The sequence below is a fragment of the Streptococcus sp. HF-1907 genome, assembly GCF_015594605.1.
Taxonomy (GTDB): Bacteria; Bacillota; Bacilli; order Lactobacillales; family Streptococcaceae; genus Streptococcus.
In genome coordinates this window covers 1-19146 of the sequence record NZ_JADNQT010000022.1, presented here as the reverse complement: position 1 = coordinate 19146, position 19146 = coordinate 1, and the positions used below count along the sequence as shown (strand labels likewise).

The 19146-nt window shown below is 39.6% G+C and carries 22 protein-coding genes and 2 pseudogenes; 11 read left to right on the top strand and 13 right to left on the bottom strand.

Features of this window, described 5'->3' with window-relative positions; genetic code table 11:
• Positions 1–104: pseudogene (locus IYQ92_RS09470) on the bottom strand (IS982 family transposase); the annotation flags it as partial.
• 124 nt (positions 105–228) lie between these two features.
• Here IYQ92_RS09470 and IYQ92_RS09465 point away from each other — a divergent pair.
• The 4 genes from IYQ92_RS09465 to IYQ92_RS09455 are packed head-to-tail and all read left to right on the top strand — an operon-like array spanning position 229 to position 2030.
• Entirely contained in the window at positions 229–555 is a 327-nt protein-coding gene (locus IYQ92_RS09465) for a PadR family transcriptional regulator (RefSeq protein ID WP_195676420.1), read from the top strand.
• Positions 542–736 (top strand): HAAS signaling domain-containing protein, encoded by a 195-nt coding sequence (locus tag IYQ92_RS10735; protein ID WP_420705758.1) that lies wholly within the window; start codon positions 542–544, stop codon positions 734–736. Before IYQ92_RS09465 ends, IYQ92_RS10735 begins: the two co-directional genes overlap by 14 nt.
• Complete coding sequence (locus tag IYQ92_RS09460; RefSeq protein WP_324253082.1) at positions 670–1131, top strand: hypothetical protein; 462 nt, start codon at positions 670–672, stop codon at positions 1129–1131. Before IYQ92_RS10735 ends, IYQ92_RS09460 begins: the two co-directional genes overlap by 67 nt.
• Positions 1128–2030 carry a DUF4097 family beta strand repeat-containing protein gene (locus IYQ92_RS09455; RefSeq protein ID WP_195676419.1) on the top strand — a complete coding sequence of 301 codons (903 nt, stop codon included), beginning with the start codon at positions 1128–1130 and terminating at the stop codon, positions 2028–2030. The genes IYQ92_RS09460 and IYQ92_RS09455 overlap by 4 nt, the downstream gene beginning before the upstream one ends.
• Before the next feature lie 40 nt (positions 2031–2070).
• Here the strand turns inward: IYQ92_RS09455 and IYQ92_RS09450 are convergent, their stop codons facing one another.
• The 3 genes from IYQ92_RS09450 to IYQ92_RS09440 all read right to left on the bottom strand — a co-directional run bounded on the left by IYQ92_RS09450 (position 2071) and on the right by IYQ92_RS09440 (position 5457).
• Positions 2071–2427 carry a DUF1304 domain-containing protein gene (locus IYQ92_RS09450; protein ID WP_195676418.1) on the bottom strand — a complete coding sequence of 119 codons (357 nt, stop codon included), beginning with the start codon at positions 2425–2427 and terminating at the stop codon, positions 2071–2073.
• Between the two features lie 15 nt (positions 2428–2442).
• The gene (locus IYQ92_RS09445) at positions 2443–2865 is read right to left on the bottom strand and encodes a MarR family winged helix-turn-helix transcriptional regulator (RefSeq protein WP_195676417.1); all 423 of its coding nucleotides are present in this window, start codon (positions 2863–2865) and stop codon (positions 2443–2445) included.
• 123 nt (positions 2866–2988) lie between these two features.
• On the bottom strand, positions 2989–5457 hold the full coding sequence (locus IYQ92_RS09440) for a YhgE/Pip domain-containing protein (protein ID WP_195676416.1): 2469 nt from the start codon (positions 5455–5457) through the stop codon (positions 2989–2991).
• Positions 5458–5584: 127 nt separating this feature from the next.
• Here IYQ92_RS09440 and IYQ92_RS09435 point away from each other — a divergent pair, with 127 nt between their 5' ends.
• Positions 5585–6112, top strand: coding sequence for a TetR/AcrR family transcriptional regulator (locus tag IYQ92_RS09435; RefSeq protein WP_195676415.1), 528 nt, complete (start codon positions 5585–5587; stop codon positions 6110–6112).
• 170 nt (positions 6113–6282) lie between these two features.
• Here IYQ92_RS09435 and rpsD read toward each other — a convergent pair whose 3' ends face one another.
• From rpsD to mnmA, 7 genes are all read right to left on the bottom strand, one after another.
• Positions 6283–6894 carry a 30S ribosomal protein S4 gene (rpsD, locus tag IYQ92_RS09430; protein ID WP_195676414.1) on the bottom strand — a complete coding sequence of 204 codons (612 nt, stop codon included), beginning with the start codon at positions 6892–6894 and terminating at the stop codon, positions 6283–6285.
• A 197-nt stretch (positions 6895–7091) separates the two neighbouring features.
• Positions 7092–7364 (bottom strand): Veg family protein, encoded by a 273-nt coding sequence (locus tag IYQ92_RS09425; RefSeq protein WP_195676413.1) that lies wholly within the window; start codon positions 7362–7364, stop codon positions 7092–7094.
• Positions 7365–7376: 12 nt separating this feature from the next.
• On the bottom strand, positions 7377–8735 hold the full coding sequence (gene dnaB / locus IYQ92_RS09420; protein ID WP_195676412.1) for a replicative DNA helicase: 1359 nt from the start codon (positions 8733–8735) through the stop codon (positions 7377–7379).
• Positions 8736–8763: 28 nt separating this feature from the next.
• Positions 8764–9216, bottom strand: coding sequence for a 50S ribosomal protein L9 (rplI, locus tag IYQ92_RS09415; protein ID WP_195676411.1), 453 nt, complete (start codon positions 9214–9216; stop codon positions 8764–8766).
• A 5-nt stretch (positions 9217–9221) separates the two neighbouring features.
• A complete protein-coding gene (locus IYQ92_RS09410) occupies positions 9222–11204 on the bottom strand; it encodes a DHH family phosphoesterase (protein ID WP_195676410.1) in 1983 nt (660 codons plus the stop codon).
• Positions 11205–11284: 80 nt separating this feature from the next.
• Entirely contained in the window at positions 11285–13183 is a 1899-nt protein-coding gene (mnmG, locus tag IYQ92_RS09405; RefSeq protein ID WP_195676409.1) for a tRNA uridine-5-carboxymethylaminomethyl(34) synthesis enzyme MnmG, read from the bottom strand.
• Between the two features lie 179 nt (positions 13184–13362).
• Positions 13363–14484 carry a tRNA 2-thiouridine(34) synthase MnmA gene (gene mnmA, locus IYQ92_RS09400; protein ID WP_195676408.1) on the bottom strand — a complete coding sequence of 374 codons (1122 nt, stop codon included), beginning with the start codon at positions 14482–14484 and terminating at the stop codon, positions 13363–13365.
• A gap of 34 nt (positions 14485–14518) precedes the next feature.
• On the opposite strand from mnmA, the gene IYQ92_RS09395 reads away from it, so the two are divergent.
• The 5 genes from IYQ92_RS09395 (at position 14519) to IYQ92_RS09375 (ending at position 17498) form a co-directional block, all read left to right on the top strand.
• On the top strand, positions 14519–14665 hold the full coding sequence (locus IYQ92_RS09395; RefSeq protein WP_195676407.1) for a hypothetical protein: 147 nt from the start codon (positions 14519–14521) through the stop codon (positions 14663–14665).
• Positions 14666–14739: 74 nt separating this feature from the next.
• Positions 14740–15411 (top strand): L-serine ammonia-lyase, iron-sulfur-dependent subunit beta, encoded by a 672-nt coding sequence (sdaAB, locus tag IYQ92_RS09390; RefSeq protein ID WP_195676406.1) that lies wholly within the window; start codon positions 14740–14742, stop codon positions 15409–15411.
• A gap of 14 nt (positions 15412–15425) precedes the next feature.
• Positions 15426–16298 (top strand): L-serine ammonia-lyase, iron-sulfur-dependent, subunit alpha, encoded by an 873-nt coding sequence (gene sdaAA, locus IYQ92_RS09385; protein ID WP_195676405.1) that lies wholly within the window; start codon positions 15426–15428, stop codon positions 16296–16298.
• Positions 16295–16888, top strand: coding sequence for a histidine phosphatase family protein (locus IYQ92_RS09380; protein WP_195676404.1), 594 nt, complete (start codon positions 16295–16297; stop codon positions 16886–16888). Before sdaAA ends, IYQ92_RS09380 begins: the two co-directional genes overlap by 4 nt.
• Positions 16869–17498 carry an HAD hydrolase-like protein gene (locus tag IYQ92_RS09375; protein WP_195676403.1) on the top strand — a complete coding sequence of 210 codons (630 nt, stop codon included), beginning with the start codon at positions 16869–16871 and terminating at the stop codon, positions 17496–17498. Before IYQ92_RS09380 ends, IYQ92_RS09375 begins: the two co-directional genes overlap by 20 nt.
• Positions 17499–17518: 20 nt before the next feature.
• On the opposite strand, the gene IYQ92_RS09370 is transcribed toward IYQ92_RS09375, so the two are convergent.
• The gene (locus IYQ92_RS09370) at positions 17519–18205 is read right to left on the bottom strand and encodes a transglycosylase SLT domain-containing protein (protein ID WP_229311375.1); all 687 of its coding nucleotides are present in this window, start codon (positions 18203–18205) and stop codon (positions 17519–17521) included.
• Between the two features lie 131 nt (positions 18206–18336).
• Entirely contained in the window at positions 18337–18891 is a 555-nt protein-coding gene (locus tag IYQ92_RS09365) for a LysM peptidoglycan-binding domain-containing protein (RefSeq protein WP_195676401.1), read from the bottom strand.
• Between the two features lie 183 nt (positions 18892–19074).
• Between IYQ92_RS09365 and IYQ92_RS09360 the strand changes: the two are divergent.
• A pseudogene (locus IYQ92_RS09360) lies at positions 19075–19146 on the top strand (transposase); the annotation flags it as partial.

Below are 19146 nucleotides of genomic sequence, written 5' to 3'. Positions count from 1 at the left end.
GATTCAGGACAATAATCACGATATAGCTGATGGCAAAGTTTTGATAATTGCTTGATATTCCATTGTAAGTGATGGGGTTTTGCGGTATACTGTAAGTAGCTCATTAGGACGTCCTCTCTGTTTGTTTGGTCACTTACAGTATAGTCCTTTTGGGCTTTTTATGGTATTTTGAAATTAACTAGCACCACGGGTATATAAAATTTATACATAATAAAGGGAGGTTAGTCTATGTACTTTCCGACATCATCGCTAGTTATCGAATTTCTGATTCTAGCCATTATTGAAAAAGAGGATTCTTACGGCTATGATATCAGTCAGACCATCAAATTAATCGCCAACATCAAAGAATCAACCTTGTACCCTATTCTAAAAAAATTGGAGAAGGCTGGCTATCTGACGACCTACAATCAAGAATATCAAGGGCGCAAGCGTAAGTACTACACCCTCACCGACGACGGTCGAGCGCAGCTTATTTACCTAAAGGAAGAGTGGGCAAGCTACACCGAAACGGTTGACGGAATTATCACAGGGAGATCGAAACATGAAAAGGACTGAATATTTAGAGCAATTGGACAAATACCTCAAACGCCTTCCTCACGAAGATTACGTAGAGGCTATGGACTATTTTACCGAGTATTTTGACGAAGCTGGACCTGACCTGAAAATGAGGTGCAGGTTATCGAAAACCTTGGTTCTCCAAAAGAGGCTGCCAACGAAATCATTCATAATATTCTAGGCAAACACCTATCTGACGATGAAAAAACACCGTGCAAGCGTGCGCAAATTGCCTGGATTGCTATTTTAGCTGTTTTAGCCTCACCGATTGCTTTTCCGCTAGCTCTATTTATCTTTGCCGCTAGTGTCACCGTTATTGCTATCGGATTTGCTGCTATTGCTACTGTTATCGCTATTAGTCTCGCTGCCTTTCCTGCAGGAGTTATGATCATTTACGGAGGCTTTACATACCTGTCAACTTCGATTTCTGCGACTATTCTAGCTATTGGCCTAGGACTTTTAGCTATTGGCTTGGCATTGCTAGCGCTATTTGTTATCTTTGAACTGGCAAGATTACTCTTCAAAGGCGTTGGGGCTGCCATTCGCTGGGGAATTAATAAAGGGAGAAAATCATGAAAACGTGGAAGAAAATTATTTTTGGAATCGGTCTTTCAGTTAGTTTAATCGGTGCTGGTCTGACCGCCTATGGCTTTGCTTCTGGTGGAGCCAAAGAACTGCAAAAACAAAGTCAGACACCAAAAACTCATTATAAAAAAGTGAATTTAGAAAGTTTTGACCGTATTGACCTAACGAACCACCGCTATGATGTGATTATCGCGACAGCCAATATTGACAAACCTAGATTATCCTATACGACTTCTAAAAAGCCCGACCTAAGCTACACCGTCAAAGATAAAACATTGACGATTAATGATAAGGGTAAACGCTACACGGGTCATGCTAAACAGACCTGGAAATTTTACAATTTAAGCGACTTATTCCAGCAAGGAAGATTTGGGATTGCTTCTAAAAATATCCTAACGATTACGCTTCCCAAAGGTACCAATATCAAGTCCCTCAAAGCTAACATTCAAACGGCGGACCTTTCTTTAGAGAGTGTTAAAATCGCTAGCAGCGAAGTTCATATTTCAGCAGGCGACCTAGAAAGCCAAGCTAGCCAACTAACCAAGTCTACTATTAAATTAGACGCAGGTGATACTTACCTTAATGATAGCGACCTCCTTGATACAACCCTTGAAACTAGCACAGGGGACATTGACATCAGTACAGGTGCCATCGTCAATAGCAAGATTAACCTTAGTATGGGAGACTTCACCGGTTCTGACCTCACGGTCACTAAGAGGAATCATATTACAGTTAACACAGGTGATATTGATATCAACCTTGCTAAATATGACCTCACTATCAACCAAGACAGTCAATTAGGGGATTCTGATATCACGTCAGACCTCAAACCTTCAAGCGAAAACTTCCTTACTCTTAACAGCAGTACGGGAGATATTACGGTTCAATAAAACAAAAAGTAGACGCCAACCGACGTCTACTTTTTAGTTCTTAAAAGAGCAATGAAATTAGAGCTAGGATAGCCAAACCACCTTGTGTCAAGATGATTTTTTTATCCGCTGTCACAGCTCCATAGGCTGCCGCAGCAACCACATTAATCAAGAAGAGTGTAACCACTTCTGTGTTGTGTGAAATGAACAATCCATACAACAAAAATACCGCAATCAAGCCATTGTAAACCCCTTGATTCTTAAAAAGATTGGTTACAGATGGACGTTGACGTTCTTCTTTGGTCATGTTGAACACGCGCCCAGTTGAGTCTGAATGTGTGGCAAAAGTTTCTAAATACATAATGTAAAAGTGTTCCAAAGCTACTAAGGTTGCTAAAATAACGGTGATAAGTGACATGTTTTACTCCTATAGTTAAAATGTGATATTGTCAAATCCCTTGACAAGTTTGTCAAGTATTGATGATAAGTGATTGATTTCATCCTGACTAAGTAGTTCTTCGATTTGTTGTTTAATACGAAGATGTTCTGGGGAAGGACTGGTTACCAATTCCGACTGTGTCTTCGTAGTCAATGACACCAAAAGCTCGCGCTGATTTTTAGGATTCAGTTGACGTAAAATATACCCTTCTTCCTCCAAAATACGCAAATGTCTCGTAATAGCTGCCTGGTCAATTTGGAGAGACTCTTGTAAAGTTACTTGACTACAGGGAGCCTTTTCTAATAAGACTTGAAGTATCTCATAGCGTGTCAGACTAATACCAAGATTCTTTTCAAAAAGCTGCGTCGTTTGTTGGTCTGCGATTTTTAAACGATATAATAACGTACTGACTTCCAAACGATAACCTCCTATGCTTGATGAGTCAATTATTGACAAGTCAAGTATAATCTCTTTTCCCTCATGGCGCAAGCAATTTGCTCAAAAAATAGAGCTGAAGAAAAACTTCAACTCTATCATATATCAATCTTCTTGTTTACGATAAATCAGAACTGCTAAAATCATAAAGGCTATAAGAAAACCAATCAGGGCTGTTACTTGCGTTCCAATTTGACCAGTCATTGAGATGGTCTGTCTGAGTCCTGAAACAGAGTAACTCATTGGAAGGAAGGGTTGCAAGGTCTTGAAGATTTTGGGACTTAATTCGATTGGATAAGTACCAGCACTTGAGCCTAGTTGCAATAGCAAGATAATCAATGAAATAAATGAACCATAACGATTATCCCAACCAACAAGAGCAGTTACTACAGCCATCATTGCCCAGGCTGCTAGAAGAGTTACTAGCAAGGTTTTACCAGGATGATTTGGATGAACACCAACCATTTGGACAGCATAGAATAGAATAATAGCTGAGCCTGTAGAAATAATACCATTAACCAACAATTTATTCTTAACCCATTCAAAACGATTTTTAGGTTCTTTACCAGACAAAGCCTTAGCAAAGATAACGTTGGTTGACAAGGAAGCAACCATCAAGGCAACTGACATCATGTAAGGCGCCATACCAACACCGTTGGTAGAAACCTTATCCTTATCAGTATGTTTCACAGTAACCGGACTAGAGACTGTTTTAGCATTGTTGTCTTTGACAGTAACTGTCGTTAATTGTTTCCCTGCTGACATCAAGGAACTTGTGAGCGTATTAGCTCCGTTTGACAAGGTTGTCAAGCCACTTGTCAACTGATTACCACCAGCTGCTAACTTAGCAGAGCCAGAAGCAATCTGATTAGCGCCATCTGCTAATTTGCTTGCGCCTGAAGTTAATTGACTATTGTTAGCTGCAAGCTGGTCAGCACCAGATTTAGCACTATTTGCTCCGCTGGTTAATTGGCTGTTATTTGCAGCAAGTTTAGCAGCACCTGATGAAATTTGTGTCATGCCACTCGTCAATTGAGAATTGTTTGCAGCCAATTTACTAGCACCAGTATTGAGTTTAGAAACAGCGGCTGTGTACTCTGTAATTCCAGAGACTAATTTAGGCAAACCTTCATTGCTTGTCAAGCTAGAATCTAATTGCTCTAAGCCTGCGACCAAACTTTGACTACCAGGAAGTAAACCAGGATTTTCAGTAGTACCATTCCCATTGATAGCTAAATTGAGATTTGACTGTAGCTGAGGTAAATTACTTAATACAGATGATAAACCACTTAGTTTAGATGCGACACCATTTAAAGATGATAATTGATTTTGAATTTGTGAAATTTGTCCAACAGCTTGACTAACTGCATTATTTTTTGATGCAGCAAGAGCATTATTAATTTCATTCCGTTGCTCAGCTGTTAAAGATTGATAGGCCGAAGTAGCCTGCACAGCCTGAATATCTGCTGAATTGACAGAAGAGGCAATACCAGTTGCCATCTGTGACAACTCATCACTTAATGTATCAAAATTTTGTAATTGTTGTGAAATAGTAGAGATGTCAATGCTATTATTGGATGTTGAAAGACCATTAACTGCACTTGATAACTGTTGAAGACCCGCAGATAGCTGTTGAGCTCCTGTGAGAAGCTGACCTACGCCAGAGGTGCTTTCATTTTGCAAAGTAGTAATACCATCAACAAGCTCCTGTGATTTACTATTTAGAGTATTCAAACCTGTTGCTAACTGACTAACTCCATTAGTATAGGTGGTTAAACCATCAGATACCTTCTGACTACCATCTGAAAGGGTCTTAACACCGTTAGTATAAGTAACAAGACCACTCGATAAAGTCCCTAAACCAGTCGCAAGTGTTCCGACCCCATTGGTATAGGTTGTCAAGCCATCATTTAAAGTTGTTGCGCCAACTGAGAAGGTTTGACTTGAACTTGATAATGTATTTAAATTGGTCGATAAAGTCTGACCACCATCTTTTAGCTTATCAGCACCAGCAACCAATTGTTGCCCACCATCTGCTGCCTTGGTCATACCTGTCTGCAAAGATGACATGCTTTTAAAAACAGCTTTTGTATAAGTTTGTGTGATGGATTTAGAAACCTTTTCACGAAGTTTGGTAACAGCTGAGTCACTCATTTTAGAAGCGACAAAGCTACGCCCCTTAGTCGTTTGATAATTGATTGTAATTTTTTCAGGATTTTTTGTCAAAAGGCTAGTTGCTTTTTTTGACATATCTTTCGGGAAAGTGATAACCATATAATAGTCACCATTTTCTAAACCTTTTTTCGCCTTAGTTGCTGATGTAAAATGGAAATCTAGACTCTTACTCTTAGCAAGACTTTCCTCCATATCATCACCAATCGTCAACTTTTTATTATTTAAAGTTGCTGATTTGTCCTCATTGACAACTGCAACTGGTAATTTATCAACGTTCCCATATGGATCCCACATTGAACTTAGAAAAATAACATTGTATAATGTTGGGACTAGGGCAACCCCAATCATTGTAATCCAAACTTTCGGACTTTTAAGAATGGCTTTTAGCTCCTCTAACATTTTTCTCCTTTTTAGACACGTTGTTCATTTTTTGATAGAATATATTATACAATGACTAGATTGAAAATCAAGGCATAAGTCTATTTTTTAGACAGAGTGTTTAAAAATGTGCAAAAAGGAGTGAAAAATGTCTACAGATAACCGTCGTGAGCGCACTAAAAAAGCTATTGAAGAAGCTATGATTACTTTGCTACAAGAGCAGAGTTTCGATGAGATTAGCACGAGTAATATCGCCAAATGTGCTGGCATCAGTCGCTCTGGTTTTTATACCCACTATAAAGATAAGTATGAAATGATTGACCTCTACCAACAGTCACTCTTTAAGCGACTAGAGGATATTTTTGATAATCCTAATTTTCAAAAAGAACAGGCTCTTCTAGAAATCTTTAAATTTTTAGATAAGGAATCGCTATTCGCCGCGCTACTAACTCAAAATGGAAGTAAAGAGCTTCAAAACTTCATTCGCAATAAACTGCAAATGATCATTTCAAAAGAGGCCTTTGACAAAAATACCCCTGTGGATAAGCTATACAGTAGTGTTTATCTCAGCCATGCCATGTTCGGAGTCTATCAAATGTGGATAACTCGTGGCAAACAAGAACCACCTCAACAGATTACTGATATTTTGTTAAGCCTTCTTCCAGATAAATTTTAAATTTGTCTATTGTTTCATAAATGAAACACTTATAAAACTACTAAAATAATAAAATCCCAAAGAACTGTATGTACCTTGGGGTTTTTTGCTAGCCATTATTCAACTAGTTACTAAACTTGAAGCCAAAAGAAAAGCCCTTAAACAGGCTTTTCTCAATAATAATTTTAAAATTAAAGCATTTTGTTGTAGAATTCAACGACAAGTGCTTCGTTAATTTCTGGGTTGATTTCATCACGTTCTGGAAGACGAGTAAGTGTTCCTTCAAGTTTTTCAGCATCAAATGATACGAATGCTGGACGTCCAACAGTAGCTTCAACAGCTTCAAGGATCGCTGGAACTTTAAGTGATTTTTCACGAACTGAAATCACTTGACCTGGAGTTACGCGGTATGAAGGGATATCAACGCGTTTGCCGTCAACAAGGATGTGACCGTGGTTAACGAATTGACGAGCTTGACGACGAGTGGTTGCAAGACCTAGACGGTAAACAACGTTGTCAAGACGACGTTCCAAAAGAACCATAAAGTTGAAACCAAGTGTTCCACCTTTAACTTTAGTAGCTTGTACGAACAAGTTACGGAATTGTTTTTCGCTCATACCGTATGAGAAACGAAGTTTTTGTTTTTCAGCCAATTGCAAACCATATTCTGAAAGTTTGCTACGGTTGTTTGGACCGTGTTGACCTGGTACGTAGTTACGACGTGCCAATTCTTTACCTGTGCCTGTAAGTGACAAACCAAGGCGACGTGATTGTTTCCATGATGGACCTGTATAACGTGACATTAAAATGTCCTCCTCTAAAATAATAAATCTGAGGAAATAGTCACTTGAAAAATCCTGATTCGTGCAGAGAATCTTCGCCTAAAACAGCAAAGGTTACTTAATAATAACTCTCTGTTGACGAGCTTCATATTTTTCTGCTGCTATTTCACACAAAGAGTATTATAACAAAAAAAAATGGCTCTGTAAAGCCATTTATCCTAGTCAAAATAACGAATAAGCGTTTTCTCTGTCAAAATATCTGAATAAGTATATGACTCAACGTAAGTATTATTGATGGCTCCTGGCACATCTGATTGTTCATTGTATTCTACGATAAACAAAGATGAGTAAACTTCTGTTAAGCGACCAATTTTATTTTTTTCACGCTTACGTCCATTTTCCAAAGTTAATTCTACCAATTGTCCTTCATGGGCCTTAATATCTTCTTTAATTTTTTTCATTTTAGCAACATCTGCAAATGCGTCACTCATAGGTTTCTCCTTCTATTCTTCGCGGTGCGCGATACTGGAAAATTTATTATATTCTTTTTGGAACATTAGTTTAACCGTTCCACGTGCTCCAGCACGGTTCTTTTCGAGAATGACCTCGATGGTATTATCTTCGATGCCCTCTTCCTGCTCATCGCCCTCTCTACGATAATAATCATCACGGTATAGAAAGGCCACGATGTCAGCATCTTGCTCAATTGACCCTGATTCACGGATATCAGACAAGACTGGACGTTTATCCTGACGCTGTTCCACGCCACGAGACAACTGACTGAGCGCTATGACAGGTACTTTTAATTCTTTGGCCAAAATTTTTAGCTGGCGCGAAATCTCAGACACCTCTTGTTGACGGTTTTCAGGACGACTCCCTGTAATCAACTGCAAGTAGTCAATGACAATCAGTCCCAATCCACTTTCAAGCTCTTGTGCCAATTTACGCGCACGAGCTCGAATCTCTGTAATCTTGATACCAGGTGTATCATCAATATAAATAGGAGCTTCTGCTAGAGCACCATTAGCAATGGTGACATTTTGCCAATCTTGGTCAGTCAGCTGTCCGGTTCTAAGGCTGTGCGAATCAACCATCCCTTCGGCAGCAATCATACGATCAACAAGACTTTCAGCCCCCATTTCTAGAGAGAAAATGGCAACTGGCTTATTTTGCTTCGTTCCGACATTCTGAGCGATATTCAAAACAAAAGCTGTTTTACCAACAGCTGGACGTGCCGCTAGAATAACTAGTTGATCAGGGTGTAAACCTGTTGTAATCTTATCTAGGTCACGAAATCCTGTCGGTAGCCCTGTCACATCTGAAGTTTGCTGTGAGCGGGTTTCTAAATTCTCGTAATTGATTTTTAAAATATCAGAGATTTTACGGAAACCGCTGCGGTTGCTATGCTCGTTGATATCAATCAAAGCCTTCTCAGCTGTTGCAATGATTTCATCTGATTCAACAGAGCCTTCATATGCTAGGTTGACAGTATCTGTCAACTTGGCGATAATATCTCGAAGCATCGATTTCTCAGCTACAATTTTAGCATAGAATTCTGCATTGGCACTCGTAGGAACACTGTTAACCAACTCAACAATGTAGGCCAGCCCTCCAATATTTTGAAGATCTCCTTGATCATCTAGAATCGTTCGAACTGTCGTTGCATCGATAGCATCATTACGATCACTCAAAGTGATCATGGCTCTAAAAATAATCTTATGAGCGTACTTATAAAAATCATCAGGTCCGATAAACTCTCGGACCATGACTAATTTATCAGGCGAAATAAAGATTGACCCCAACACCGACTGCTCTGCTAACAAATCCTGGGGCTGTACGCGTAATTCAGGTGCTTCTGCCAACTTACTTCCTCCTAAACATCGACCTCAATTAAGCTTCTTTGACGTTAATTTTAATAACTGCTGACACATCTTTATGAAGTTTAACTGGCACTTCGATAAGACCAATTGCACGGATCGTGTGATCTAGTTCAATATGACGTTTGTCAATTTTTAAACCAAATTGCTTGTTCAATTCTTCAGCAATTTTTTTAGCTGTAATTGATCCGAAAGTACGACCGTCTGGACCAACTTTTTCGATAAACTGAACACGTGTTTCCTCTTTAGCCAACTCTTCTTTGAGTTGTTTAGCTTCAGCAAGCAACTCTGCTTGAGCCTTTTCTTCTGATTTTTGTTTTCCTTTCAACTCTCCGATAGCTTGAGTTGTCGCTTCTTTAGCGAGATTTTTTTTCAACAAGAAATTTTGAGCATAGCCTGTTGGCACTTCTTTGATTTCTCCTTTTTTACCTTTACCTTTGACATCTGTTAAGAAAATAACTTTCATAATTCTTACTCCTCGTTTTCTATTAAATGATTTTCAACTAAGTCTTCCTTAATTGTTTTGAATAACAGTTCTTTAGCCTGAATAGTTGACACATTTGTCAACTGACAGGCTGCTAAATTAAAGTGACCTCCGCCACCCATGGTTTCCATAATACGTTGGACATTGATTTTACTGCGACTACGTGCAGATATTGAAATTCTATCAGCTCCCGTTCTGGTTATAACGAAAGTTGCTTCAATCCCTGCCATCGCTAACAGGGTATCCGCAGCTTTACTCGTAATAACATTCGTGTAAAGTTTGTCATCCTCACCCGTAGCAATAATCATTTGATCAAAGGTCCGCTCTCCCCTCAGGATGAGCTCGTTAATGCTTCGATATTCTTCAAAATCAATGGCTGAAATCGTTTGAATTTCTGTGCTATTGCTACCCAATCCTCGCAAATAACTTGCCACATCAAAAGTTCGACTCGTGACATTAGCTGCAAAATTCTTAGTATCCAACATAATTCCAGCCATTAAAATACTGGCTTGTGTTGAGCTAAGACGTTTTTTAGCCTGCTGAAATTGAATCAGTTCAGTCACCAGTTCACTCGCACTGCTGGCTCCGCTTTCAATGAAAGATAGAACCGCATTTTTGGGGAAACCCTCATCGCGCCTATGATGATCCACGACAATCACATCTGTAAATTTACTGTAAAGTTCCTCAGACAGTGTTAAAGAAATTTTAGAGTGATCTACCATAACCAAGAGGGATCGCGGAGTCACCAATTCCAAAGCACGATTGACAGTTATCAATCGTGTCTCGCCATCATCAAGTAAACTTGCAACTGCACGCGATACATCTACATTTAGGTCACTTGGATCATAAATGGCATAACTGGCATTAACAATATTACTTGCAAAAAACTGCATCCCGATTGAGGCACCCAAAGCATCCATATCCATACGACGATGACCGACAACAAAGACGCTGTCAACCACCTTCATACGATCGGAAATAGCTGTCATCATGGCTCGCGTCCGCGTTCGAGATCGTTTTACTGTCGACACAGATCCGCCACCAAAATAGAGGGCTTTTTTGTTATCATCATTTTCTCTAACGACAACCTGATCCCCCCCTCGAACCAGAGCTGTGTTAAGATTTTGTAAGGCAATCTGACCAATTTGATTGTGTTTTCCACTGCCAAATGAAATCCCCATACTTAAGGTCAACGGAATCTGTGCCTCTTGAGATTGTTTTCTAAACTCATCCATAACGGAAAATTTACCATCAATCAACTCTTTGAGAACAGAGTAATCTGTGAAAAAATAAAAGCGATCCATGTTAACACGACGATAGTATATCCCTTTTGAGTGGGCAAACTCTGAAATAAAATTCGAAACGAAACTATTAACCTGAGACACTTGGCTATCAGATAGACTGTCAATCATATCATCATAATTATCTACAGAAATAATGCCAATAACAGGACGAAATGCAGAGTCACTACCTAGCTGGCGATAACCCTGAGACATGTCAAAGAAATAAAACATACCCGAAGATAAATCTAGATAGGCAGCGTATTTATTTCCACTCAACTCGAAAACTTGATTAGCCGAGCTTTCACGCTTGTAAGCAATAATTTCCCTAACGTTATCCGCTAAAAAATTGCCTGCTTCATCTGTGAAAATCAGCTCTGCATACGGATTAAACCACTCGATATCAAAGGTGTCTGGATCAAATTGGATTACCCCAACCGGCATCTGCTCCAAAAGTCGTTTCAGGGTTCCTTCAGTCTGATCATTGAGCAATTCAATCTGCTCCTGCTCAGACAGCTCATAGGAAAATTTTTGATAATAAAGCAGAGCAATCACTAATGCAAAAATCACCAAAGCTATCAGTAGGAGGAAGAGCTGAGTATGTACCAAGCGGATGCTGATGGCTAATATTCCAAATAAAATCAAACCTATCAATACTAGGTGGATTGTTGCAAAACGAAATCTTTTCATTAATTAACCTCTTTAAAAGTTAATTATACCATAAAACACCCCTAAGTTATAGGGGTAGCTGGGTTTGTGAGGTTACGTTTCTATGACTTTTTGCGGCCTTTTTGACGACCTTCTAGATAAACCATCAGAATACTGATATCGGCGGGATTAACCCCCGAAATACGACTAGCTTGCCCAATCGTTTCTGGATTAATCTTCTTAAATTTCTGTCTAGCTTCTGTTGCAATCGAATCAATATCATCCCAGTCAATATTCGCTGGAATATGTTTTTCTTCCATTCGTTTCATTTTTGCAACCCGGTCAAGAGCCTTATTGATGTAACCTTCGTATTTAATTTCTGTTTCCAACAACTCCACGACTTTAGTATCTAATTCTTCTGCAGCTGGACCAACAAAACTTGCTGCAATGTCATAAGTAATCTCTGGACGGCGCATAAATTCTTTGGCCGTTAAAGCATCTGTTAAGGGCTTAAAACCAAATTCTTGGATACGCTTATTGGTATCTGCAACAGGTTTTAATTTGAGAGAATCAAGACGTTTTAATTCATTATCAAATTGGTTTTTTCGAATTTGGAAAACTTGATAACGTTCATCATCAACTAACCCAACTTGTCGACCAATTTCTGTCAAACGCATATCAGCATTATCATGACGAAGAATCAAACGATATTCAGCACGACTAGTCAAGAGACGATATGGCTCCAAAGTTCCTTTAGTTACCAGGTCATCAATCATAACCCCAATATAGGCATCACTACGTTTCAAAATCAGTTCTGGTTTCCCTTGAACTTTAAGTGCAGCATTGATCCCAGCAACCAAACCTTGACCGGCCGCCTCTTCATACCCCGAAGTCCCATTTGTTTGTCCGGCAGTGAAGAGACCGGAGATTTTTTTAGTTTCAAGAGTTGCACGTAGTTGGTGTGGTAAAACAATATCGTATTCAATGGCATAACCTGTACGCATCATCTCAGCATTTTCAAGACCTTTAATAGAATGAATCAATTCTTTTTGAACATCCTCTGGTAGACTAGTTGAAAGTCCTTGAATGTAAACTTCTTCTGTTTGACGCCCTTCTGGCTCTAAAAACAATTGGTGTCGTTCCTTATCTGCAAAGCGAACAATCTTATCTTCAATTGATGGGCAATAGCGTGGCCCCACCCCTTTGACAATTCCTGAAAACATCGGTGCACGATAAAGGTTCTTATTGATAATATCGTGACTGTTTTGGTTGGTATAAGTTAACCAACATGGAATCTGATCTTTGAGGTAATCTTCATCCTTTGACAAGAATGAAAAATGATTTGGCTTTTCATCACCAGGTTGGATTTCAGTTTCATCATAGTTAATTGATGAGGCTTTGACACGAGGAGGTGTACCCGTTTTGAAACGACCAATTTCTAAACCTAATTCTTTCAAATTATCGGCAAGTCCAATTGAAGCTAAGCTATTATTTGGACCCGAAGAATATTTAAGCTCACCCAAGATAATTTCGCCACGAAGTGCTGTCCCTGTCGTCACAACTACTGCTTTAGCAGAGAATTTTTGATTCGTGGCCGTACGAACACCGACAACCTTACCATCTTCAACCAAGATTTCTTCAATCATAGACTGACGGAGAGTCAAATTTTCTTGACGCTCAACTGTTTGCTTCATTGTTCGAGAATAAAGTGCCTTGTCAGCTTGCGCACGGAGAGCACGGACTGCTGGTCCTTTACCAGTATTTAGCATCTTCATTTGGATATAGGTCTTATCAATATTCTTACCCATTTCCCCACCAAGAGCGTCAATTTCACGGACGACAATCCCTTTAGCAGAGCCACCGATAGAGGGGTTACACGGCATGAAAGCCAACATTTCTAGATTAATAGTCGCAAGTAAGGTTTTACACCCCATACGGCTGGCAGCCAGACTGGCTTCAACGCCAGCATGCCCTGCACCGATAACAATGACATCATAGTGCTCAGAAAATTCTTGAGTCATTTTAATCTCTCTTTCTAAATTACGATTAATTTATAACACAAAAAATGACCAAAGCTTTGGAGAATTGCACATCAAAAGACCTGCAATATCCATGAGCTTTGACCATCATAGTTATTGTTAGATTTATTTTAGCATTTATCTTTTAAAAGTCAACACTTCATTGTCAATAAGCTGTCAACTTAAATGTACTGACAAATTTCTCCATTGCGGTAGGCATTGTCAATAATAGCTCCGCCAAGACATTCTTGACCGTCATAGAAAACAACAGCTTGTCCCGGTGTAATAGCACGTTGTGGTTCAGCAAAGACCACTTCTGCCTTATCCCCTTTTACATGCACAGTGACTTTACTATCTGGTTGACGGTAACGGAATTTCGCTGTGCATTCAAAACTAAATTCTTCTGGCATGTCACGAGCGAAGTGAACCGTTGAAGCCTTCAAACTATCAGACATCAATGACTCATGGTAGAATCCTTGACCAACGTAAAGAATATTTTGTGATAAATCTTTACCGACAACAAACCAAGGTTGATTATCGCCACCGTGTTGACCACCGATACCGAGACCACCACGTTGGCCAATAGTGTAATACATGAGACCTGCGTGCTCACCCATATCACGACCATCAACAGTCATCATACGACCTGGTTGCGCTGGAAGGTAATTGCTAAGAAATTCTTTAAAGTTCTTTTCACCGATAAAACAGATTCCTGTTGAATCTTTTTTCTTAGCCGTCGCAAGACCTGCTTCTTCAGCAATACGACGAACTTCTGGTTTTTTCAAGTGCCCCAATGGGAACATGGTTTTTTGCAATTGCTCTTGAGACAATTGGCTCAAGAAATAAGTTTGGTCTTTGTTATTATCAGCGCCACGAAGCATGTGAACTGTTCCGTCCTCATCTCGTGATACTTGTGCGTAGTGACCAGTTGCTACATAATCAGCACCCAATGTCATGGCATAATCCAAGAAAGCCTTGAATTTGATTTCCTTATTACACATAACATCTGGATTCGGCGTGCGTCCTGCACGGTATTCTGCTAAGAAATATTCAAAGACACGGTCCCAATACTCTTTTTCAAAGTTGACAGAGTAGTAAGGAATACCGATTTGGTCAGCAACAGCTGCTACATCCTTGTAGTCCTCAGTTGCGGTACAAACACCAAATTCATCAGTGTCATCCCAGTTTTTCATGAAAACCCCAATGACATCATAGCCTTGTTGTTTCAATAGCAGAGCAGTCACAGAAGAGTCAACTCCTCCAGACATTCCAACGACAACACGTGTTTTCGAGTTATCAGACATAAATTTTCTCCCATCTTTTCGTAGAAATAACGATTTGAAGGTCGTATTTCAAAATTTGAATTCAAAAAACGATTTGAAGGTCGATTTTGAGGCGCCACAAAAAGCGCCTTACTATTATAGCATGAATGAAGAAGCCGTGCACGATTTTGATACCTTGATTACGTTTTCTCTTTGGTTTTGAAATGATAGCAAAGCTATTTTATTAAAAGCGAATTTGTTATAATAAGTTAGTTATAAAATAGGCGAGGAAATCTTATGAATAATCTAAAATTCCAATCAGTATTCGATATCATCGGACCAGTCATGATTGGACCATCATCGAGCCATACTGCAGGAGCTGTGCGTATTGGCAAAGTAGTCTACTCTATTTTTGGTGAAGAACCTGAGGAAGTGACCTTTCACCTTTACAATTCATTTGCTAAAACCTACAAGGGACACGGAACGGATAAGGCACTTGTCGCTGGGATTCTTGGCATGGATACTGACGACCCGAATATTAAAAATTCTCTTGAAATTGCTCATCAGAAAGGCATCCGAATTTACTGGGATATTTTAAAAGACAGCAATACTCCCCATCCTAATACGGCTAAAATAACTGTCAAAAAGGGGAACAAGAGTATGAGTATTACAGGTGTGTCAATTGGTGGGGGTAATATTCAAGTAACGGAGCTTAATGGCTTTTCTGTCTCACTAACAATGAATACCCCGACTCTTATCGTTGTGCATCAAGATGTCCCGGGTATGATTGCCAAGGTGACCGACATTTTATCTGCGCATCATATCAATATCGCTCAGATGAATGTAACCCGTGAGAGCGCTGGTGAAAAGGCTATTATGATTATTGAAGTTGATTCTAGAGACTGTCACGAGGCTGTCAAGGAAATTCAAGATATCCCTAATTTGCACAATGTTAACTTTTTTGATTAAGAGAAGGGAGAACAATGTTTTATACAATTAAAGATTTAGTCGAACAAGCGGAGCAAGGCTTTGATGGAAACGTTGCTGAGCTGATGATTACTACAGAAATTGAAATGACTGGCCGTAGCCGTGAAGAAATTATCTACATCATGTCAAAAAATCTAGAGGTCATGAAATCTTCCGTTGTCAATGGGTTGACAGGTAGTAAATCTATTAGTGGTTTAACTGGCGGAGATGCTGTTAAGATTGACAATTACCTAAAAAGAGGTAAGACACTTTCTGATACGACTATCCTAACAGCAGTCCGCAATGCAATGGCAGTCAACGAGCTCAATGCTAAAATGGGTTTAGTTTGCGCAACTCCAACTGCTGGTAGCGCAGGCTGTCTCCCTGCCGTTTTGTCGACAGCTATTGATAAACTTAACCTTACCCCAAAAGAGCAACTTAACTTTCTCTTTACGGCTGGAGCCTTCGGCCTTGTTATTGGTAATAACGCCTCGATTTCTGGTGCAGAAGGTGGCTGTCAAGCTGAGGTGGGCTCTGCTAGCGCAATGGCTGCCGCTGCTCTTGTAAAAGTTGCTGGTGGAACAGCTTTTCAAGCTAGTCAAGCAGTCGCATTTGTCATTAAAAATATGCTCGGTCTTATCTGTGATCCAGTCGCTGGACTTGTCGAAGTTCCTTGTGTTAAACGTAATGCGTTGGGCTCTAGCTTTGCACTTGTTGCTGCTGATATGGCTCTCGCTGGTATCCAATCTCAAATTCCGGTTGACGAAGTTATCGATGCTATGTATCAAGTTGGCTCTGTGCTTCCAACTGCCTTCCGTGAGACTGCAGAGGGCGGACTTGCTGCCACACCAACAGGACGAAAAATTAGCAAGGAGATTTTTGGCCAATGACAACAGTCTATTTTATCAGGCACGCCGAGCCTAACTACCATGACCACGATGATTTAAGTAGAGAATTGTCCACTAAAAGTTTACAAGATAGTCAACTAATTCGTCAATTTTTCAAGGATAGGCATATTGATGCTATCTTCTCAAGTCCTTACAAAAGAGCCATTGATACCATTAAGTCCACTGCGATAGACCATCAGTTAGATATACAGGAAATCGATGACTTCAGAGAGCGAAAGATTAATAGGGTTTGGATTGAAAATTTTACCGCTTTCACTTCGGCACAATGGCACGGTTTTTCTTACAAACTAAGTGATGGTGAATCCTTACAAGAAGTTCAAGATAGAAACGTGACAGCCCCTGAAAAACTTTTAGAAGACCATCGTCATCAAATCATCCTCATTGGTTCCCATGGAACAGCTATCTCAACTATCATCAACTATTACCAAAGACAGTTTTCTTACGCTGAGTTTTCAAAAATAAAGTCACTCTTCCCTTTTATTTTAAAGATGACTTTCAGAGACAAGGAATGTCTGGCAATAAATCTTTGTAATCCATTTACAGGAGAAACTCATGAAATCTATCCTATTTGACCTTGATGGAACTTTGGTTGATTCTAGCCAAGGTATTCTCAACAGTTTCCGCTACACTTTTAAAAAGTGTCAACTACCTGAACCTGCCAAGAAAGAACTACTAACCTTTATAGGCCCTCCACTCGAAACAACGTTTGAGAATTTTTTCAGTAGCCCTGGGGAGATTGAAACTGCTATTCACTTTTTTAGAAGTTACTATTCCCAAAAAGGCGTTTTAGAAACTGCACTTTACGATAACGTCAAAACATCTTTACAAGAATTGACAAAAAATGGACACGATATTTACGTTACTACAAGTAAGCATGAACCCATGGCTAAGCTGATGTTAAATAATCTTGGAGTTGCATCCTATTTCAAATCTATTTACGGTTCCATTGACAATCGTTTCAAAAAAGTTGACGTTATTAAAGCTTGTCTTCATGAACATCAACCTAATCTGGATGACACCTTTATTGTTGGAGATACTACTTTCGATATTATGGGCGGGCAGTCGGCTGGTATCAAAACAATTGCTGCTAGTTGGGGATTTGGCAAAATAGAGGACTTGGAATCTTGTCAACCAGATTACCTTATTCATCACATTCAAGACATCAAAAAAGTCATCGGTTAGTACAACCAATGACTTTTTTATTAGTAGCCCCAGGCTGATAAACCTTGAGCATTGTAGGCGTTGATAGCTGAATTGATTTGATCTTGAACAGTTGCCGTAGATCCCCAACCTGGCATTGTCTGGAAAAGACCTGATGCTCCTGATGCGTTAGAAACATTCGGATTTCCATTTGACTCACGCGCAATAATGTGTTCCCATGTTGATTGAGGGACGCCTGTTGCAGCTGCCATTTGTGCTGCTGCACTTGAGCCAACTACACCTGCTGTATTTCCATTTGCGAGCGTTCCTGCAGCTGTTGTTGATGCTGAACTTGTAGCTGTAGCATAAGATTGCGTTTGTGAGCTAGCGACATGTTGTTGAGTGGTTGGTTCAGAAACAGTATAGCTTGTTTGGACAACTTCTGCCTGTGGAGCAGTGTTGGTCACTTCACTGTTTTCCACTACAGGTGCTGCTGACGAAGCAGGTGTTTCAGTAGCCTTCGTTTCTGTCACCGCTTGCTTGCTAATTTCAGTCGTTTTCGTCTCGTTGGTTGAAGCTTGCACTTTAGAGGCACTTTCTTTAACCTTTACAGTATCAGCAACTGTCAAAACTTCCGTATCGGCCTTACTATTTGTAAAAGCTAGCATCAATATTCCCAAGCTAATAAGGGCTGCTAAAGCACTAGCTCCTATAATCATAATTTGTTTCTGGTTCTGTAATTTAATCATTCGACTATACATTAATACGAATACCTCTCTATTCTTACGGTATATATCTTATAATTTTTTTATTACTTGACCATTGAAACTATATTAAAAATATTACAGGAAGTTTGAGTTTCTATAGTTGACCTAGGGGTTTAGTACCAACCGTTAGCATTCCAAAAACTGAGAGCTGCTGACCATGAACCATAACGTGATGTTACATAAGCATCCGCAACACGCTCTTGGTTTTCAGCAGATAAGTCACCATTCAAGTAAGACAAGCTCAATTGGTAGCGACCATAGTATTGACCATTTTGTGCAGTGTAGCTTCCGCTTGATTCACGTTGTGCAATTTCTTCCTTAGCTGCGGCATCAGCTGCGCTCAATGTTGATGATGTTGAAGCTGTCGCTGATGAAGCCGTTGTGGTTTGATCTGTTGAAGCAGAGGTCGTTGTGGTAGAAGTCGTCGCATCCAATTCCAAAACTTGACCGACACTAATTTGATTGGCATTAGCGATATTGTTACGTGACACCAATTGATCCACAGTTGTATTATGACTTGAGGCAATCGTTGATAGGGTATCTCCTGATTGTACGGTATAAGAATCAGCATTGGCAACACTGACAAGGCTAACTGCCGCACCAATCAATAGACCAGCTACTCCTAACTTGACAGATGTTTCTTTTTTAATTGTATTTTTGTTGAACATATTTGTGTTCTCTCTTTCTTTAAATGATACGAGTACTATCATACCTTCTAATTATTACTCCTACTTTGGAGTTTTATTAAAAATATTACAGGAGGATTGAAGAGAGATAAAAAAAACGCCTTCATCTATGAACTGCACCCCAAAAGTTAGACAGAAAAAATCTAACTTTTGGGGTGTTTTATAATGAAATTAACTTATGAAGATAAAGTTCAAATATATGAATTGAGAAAGCAAGGAGAGAGCTTTAGACAGCTT

Excerpts from the sequence above, each read along its gene's own strand:
- IYQ92_RS09465 (WP_195676420.1), top strand. The coding sequence starts at position 229 with ATGTACTTTCCGACATCATCGCTAGTTATCGAATTTCTGATTCTAGCC.
- IYQ92_RS10735 (WP_420705758.1), top strand. The coding sequence starts at position 542 with ATGAAAAGGACTGAATATTTAGAGCAATTGGACAAATACCTCAAACGC.
- IYQ92_RS09455 (WP_195676419.1), top strand. The coding sequence starts at position 1,128 with ATGAAAACGTGGAAGAAAATTATTTTTGGAATCGGTCTTTCAGTTAGT.
- IYQ92_RS09450 (WP_195676418.1), bottom strand. The coding sequence starts at position 2,427 with ATGTCACTTATCACCGTTATTTTAGCAACCTTAGTAGCTTTGGAACAC.
- IYQ92_RS09440 (WP_195676416.1), bottom strand. The coding sequence starts at position 5,457 with ATGTTAGAGGAGCTAAAAGCCATTCTTAAAAGTCCGAAAGTTTGGATT.
- IYQ92_RS09435 (WP_195676415.1), top strand. The coding sequence starts at position 5,585 with ATGTCTACAGATAACCGTCGTGAGCGCACTAAAAAAGCTATTGAAGAA.
- rpsD (WP_195676414.1), bottom strand. The coding sequence starts at position 6,894 with ATGTCACGTTATACAGGTCCATCATGGAAACAATCACGTCGCCTTGGT.
- IYQ92_RS09425 (WP_195676413.1), bottom strand. The coding sequence starts at position 7,364 with ATGAGTGACGCATTTGCAGATGTTGCTAAAATGAAAAAAATTAAAGAA.
- rplI (WP_195676411.1), bottom strand. The coding sequence starts at position 9,216 with ATGAAAGTTATTTTCTTAACAGATGTCAAAGGTAAAGGTAAAAAAGGA.
- IYQ92_RS09410 (WP_195676410.1), bottom strand. The coding sequence starts at position 11,204 with ATGAAAAGATTTCGTTTTGCAACAATCCACCTAGTATTGATAGGTTTG.
- mnmG (WP_195676409.1), bottom strand. The coding sequence starts at position 13,183 with ATGACTCAAGAATTTTCTGAGCACTATGATGTCATTGTTATCGGTGCA.
- mnmA (WP_195676408.1), bottom strand. The coding sequence starts at position 14,484 with ATGTCTGATAACTCGAAAACACGTGTTGTCGTTGGAATGTCTGGAGGA.
- sdaAB (WP_195676406.1), top strand. The coding sequence starts at position 14,740 with ATGAATAATCTAAAATTCCAATCAGTATTCGATATCATCGGACCAGTC.
- sdaAA (WP_195676405.1), top strand. The coding sequence starts at position 15,426 with ATGTTTTATACAATTAAAGATTTAGTCGAACAAGCGGAGCAAGGCTTT.
- IYQ92_RS09380 (WP_195676404.1), top strand. The coding sequence starts at position 16,295 with ATGACAACAGTCTATTTTATCAGGCACGCCGAGCCTAACTACCATGAC.
- IYQ92_RS09375 (WP_195676403.1), top strand. The coding sequence starts at position 16,869 with ATGAAATCTATCCTATTTGACCTTGATGGAACTTTGGTTGATTCTAGC.
- IYQ92_RS09370 (WP_229311375.1), bottom strand. The coding sequence starts at position 18,205 with ATGATTAAATTACAGAACCAGAAACAAATTATGATTATAGGAGCTAGT.
- IYQ92_RS09365 (WP_195676401.1), bottom strand. The coding sequence starts at position 18,891 with ATGTTCAACAAAAATACAATTAAAAAAGAAACATCTGTCAAGTTAGGA.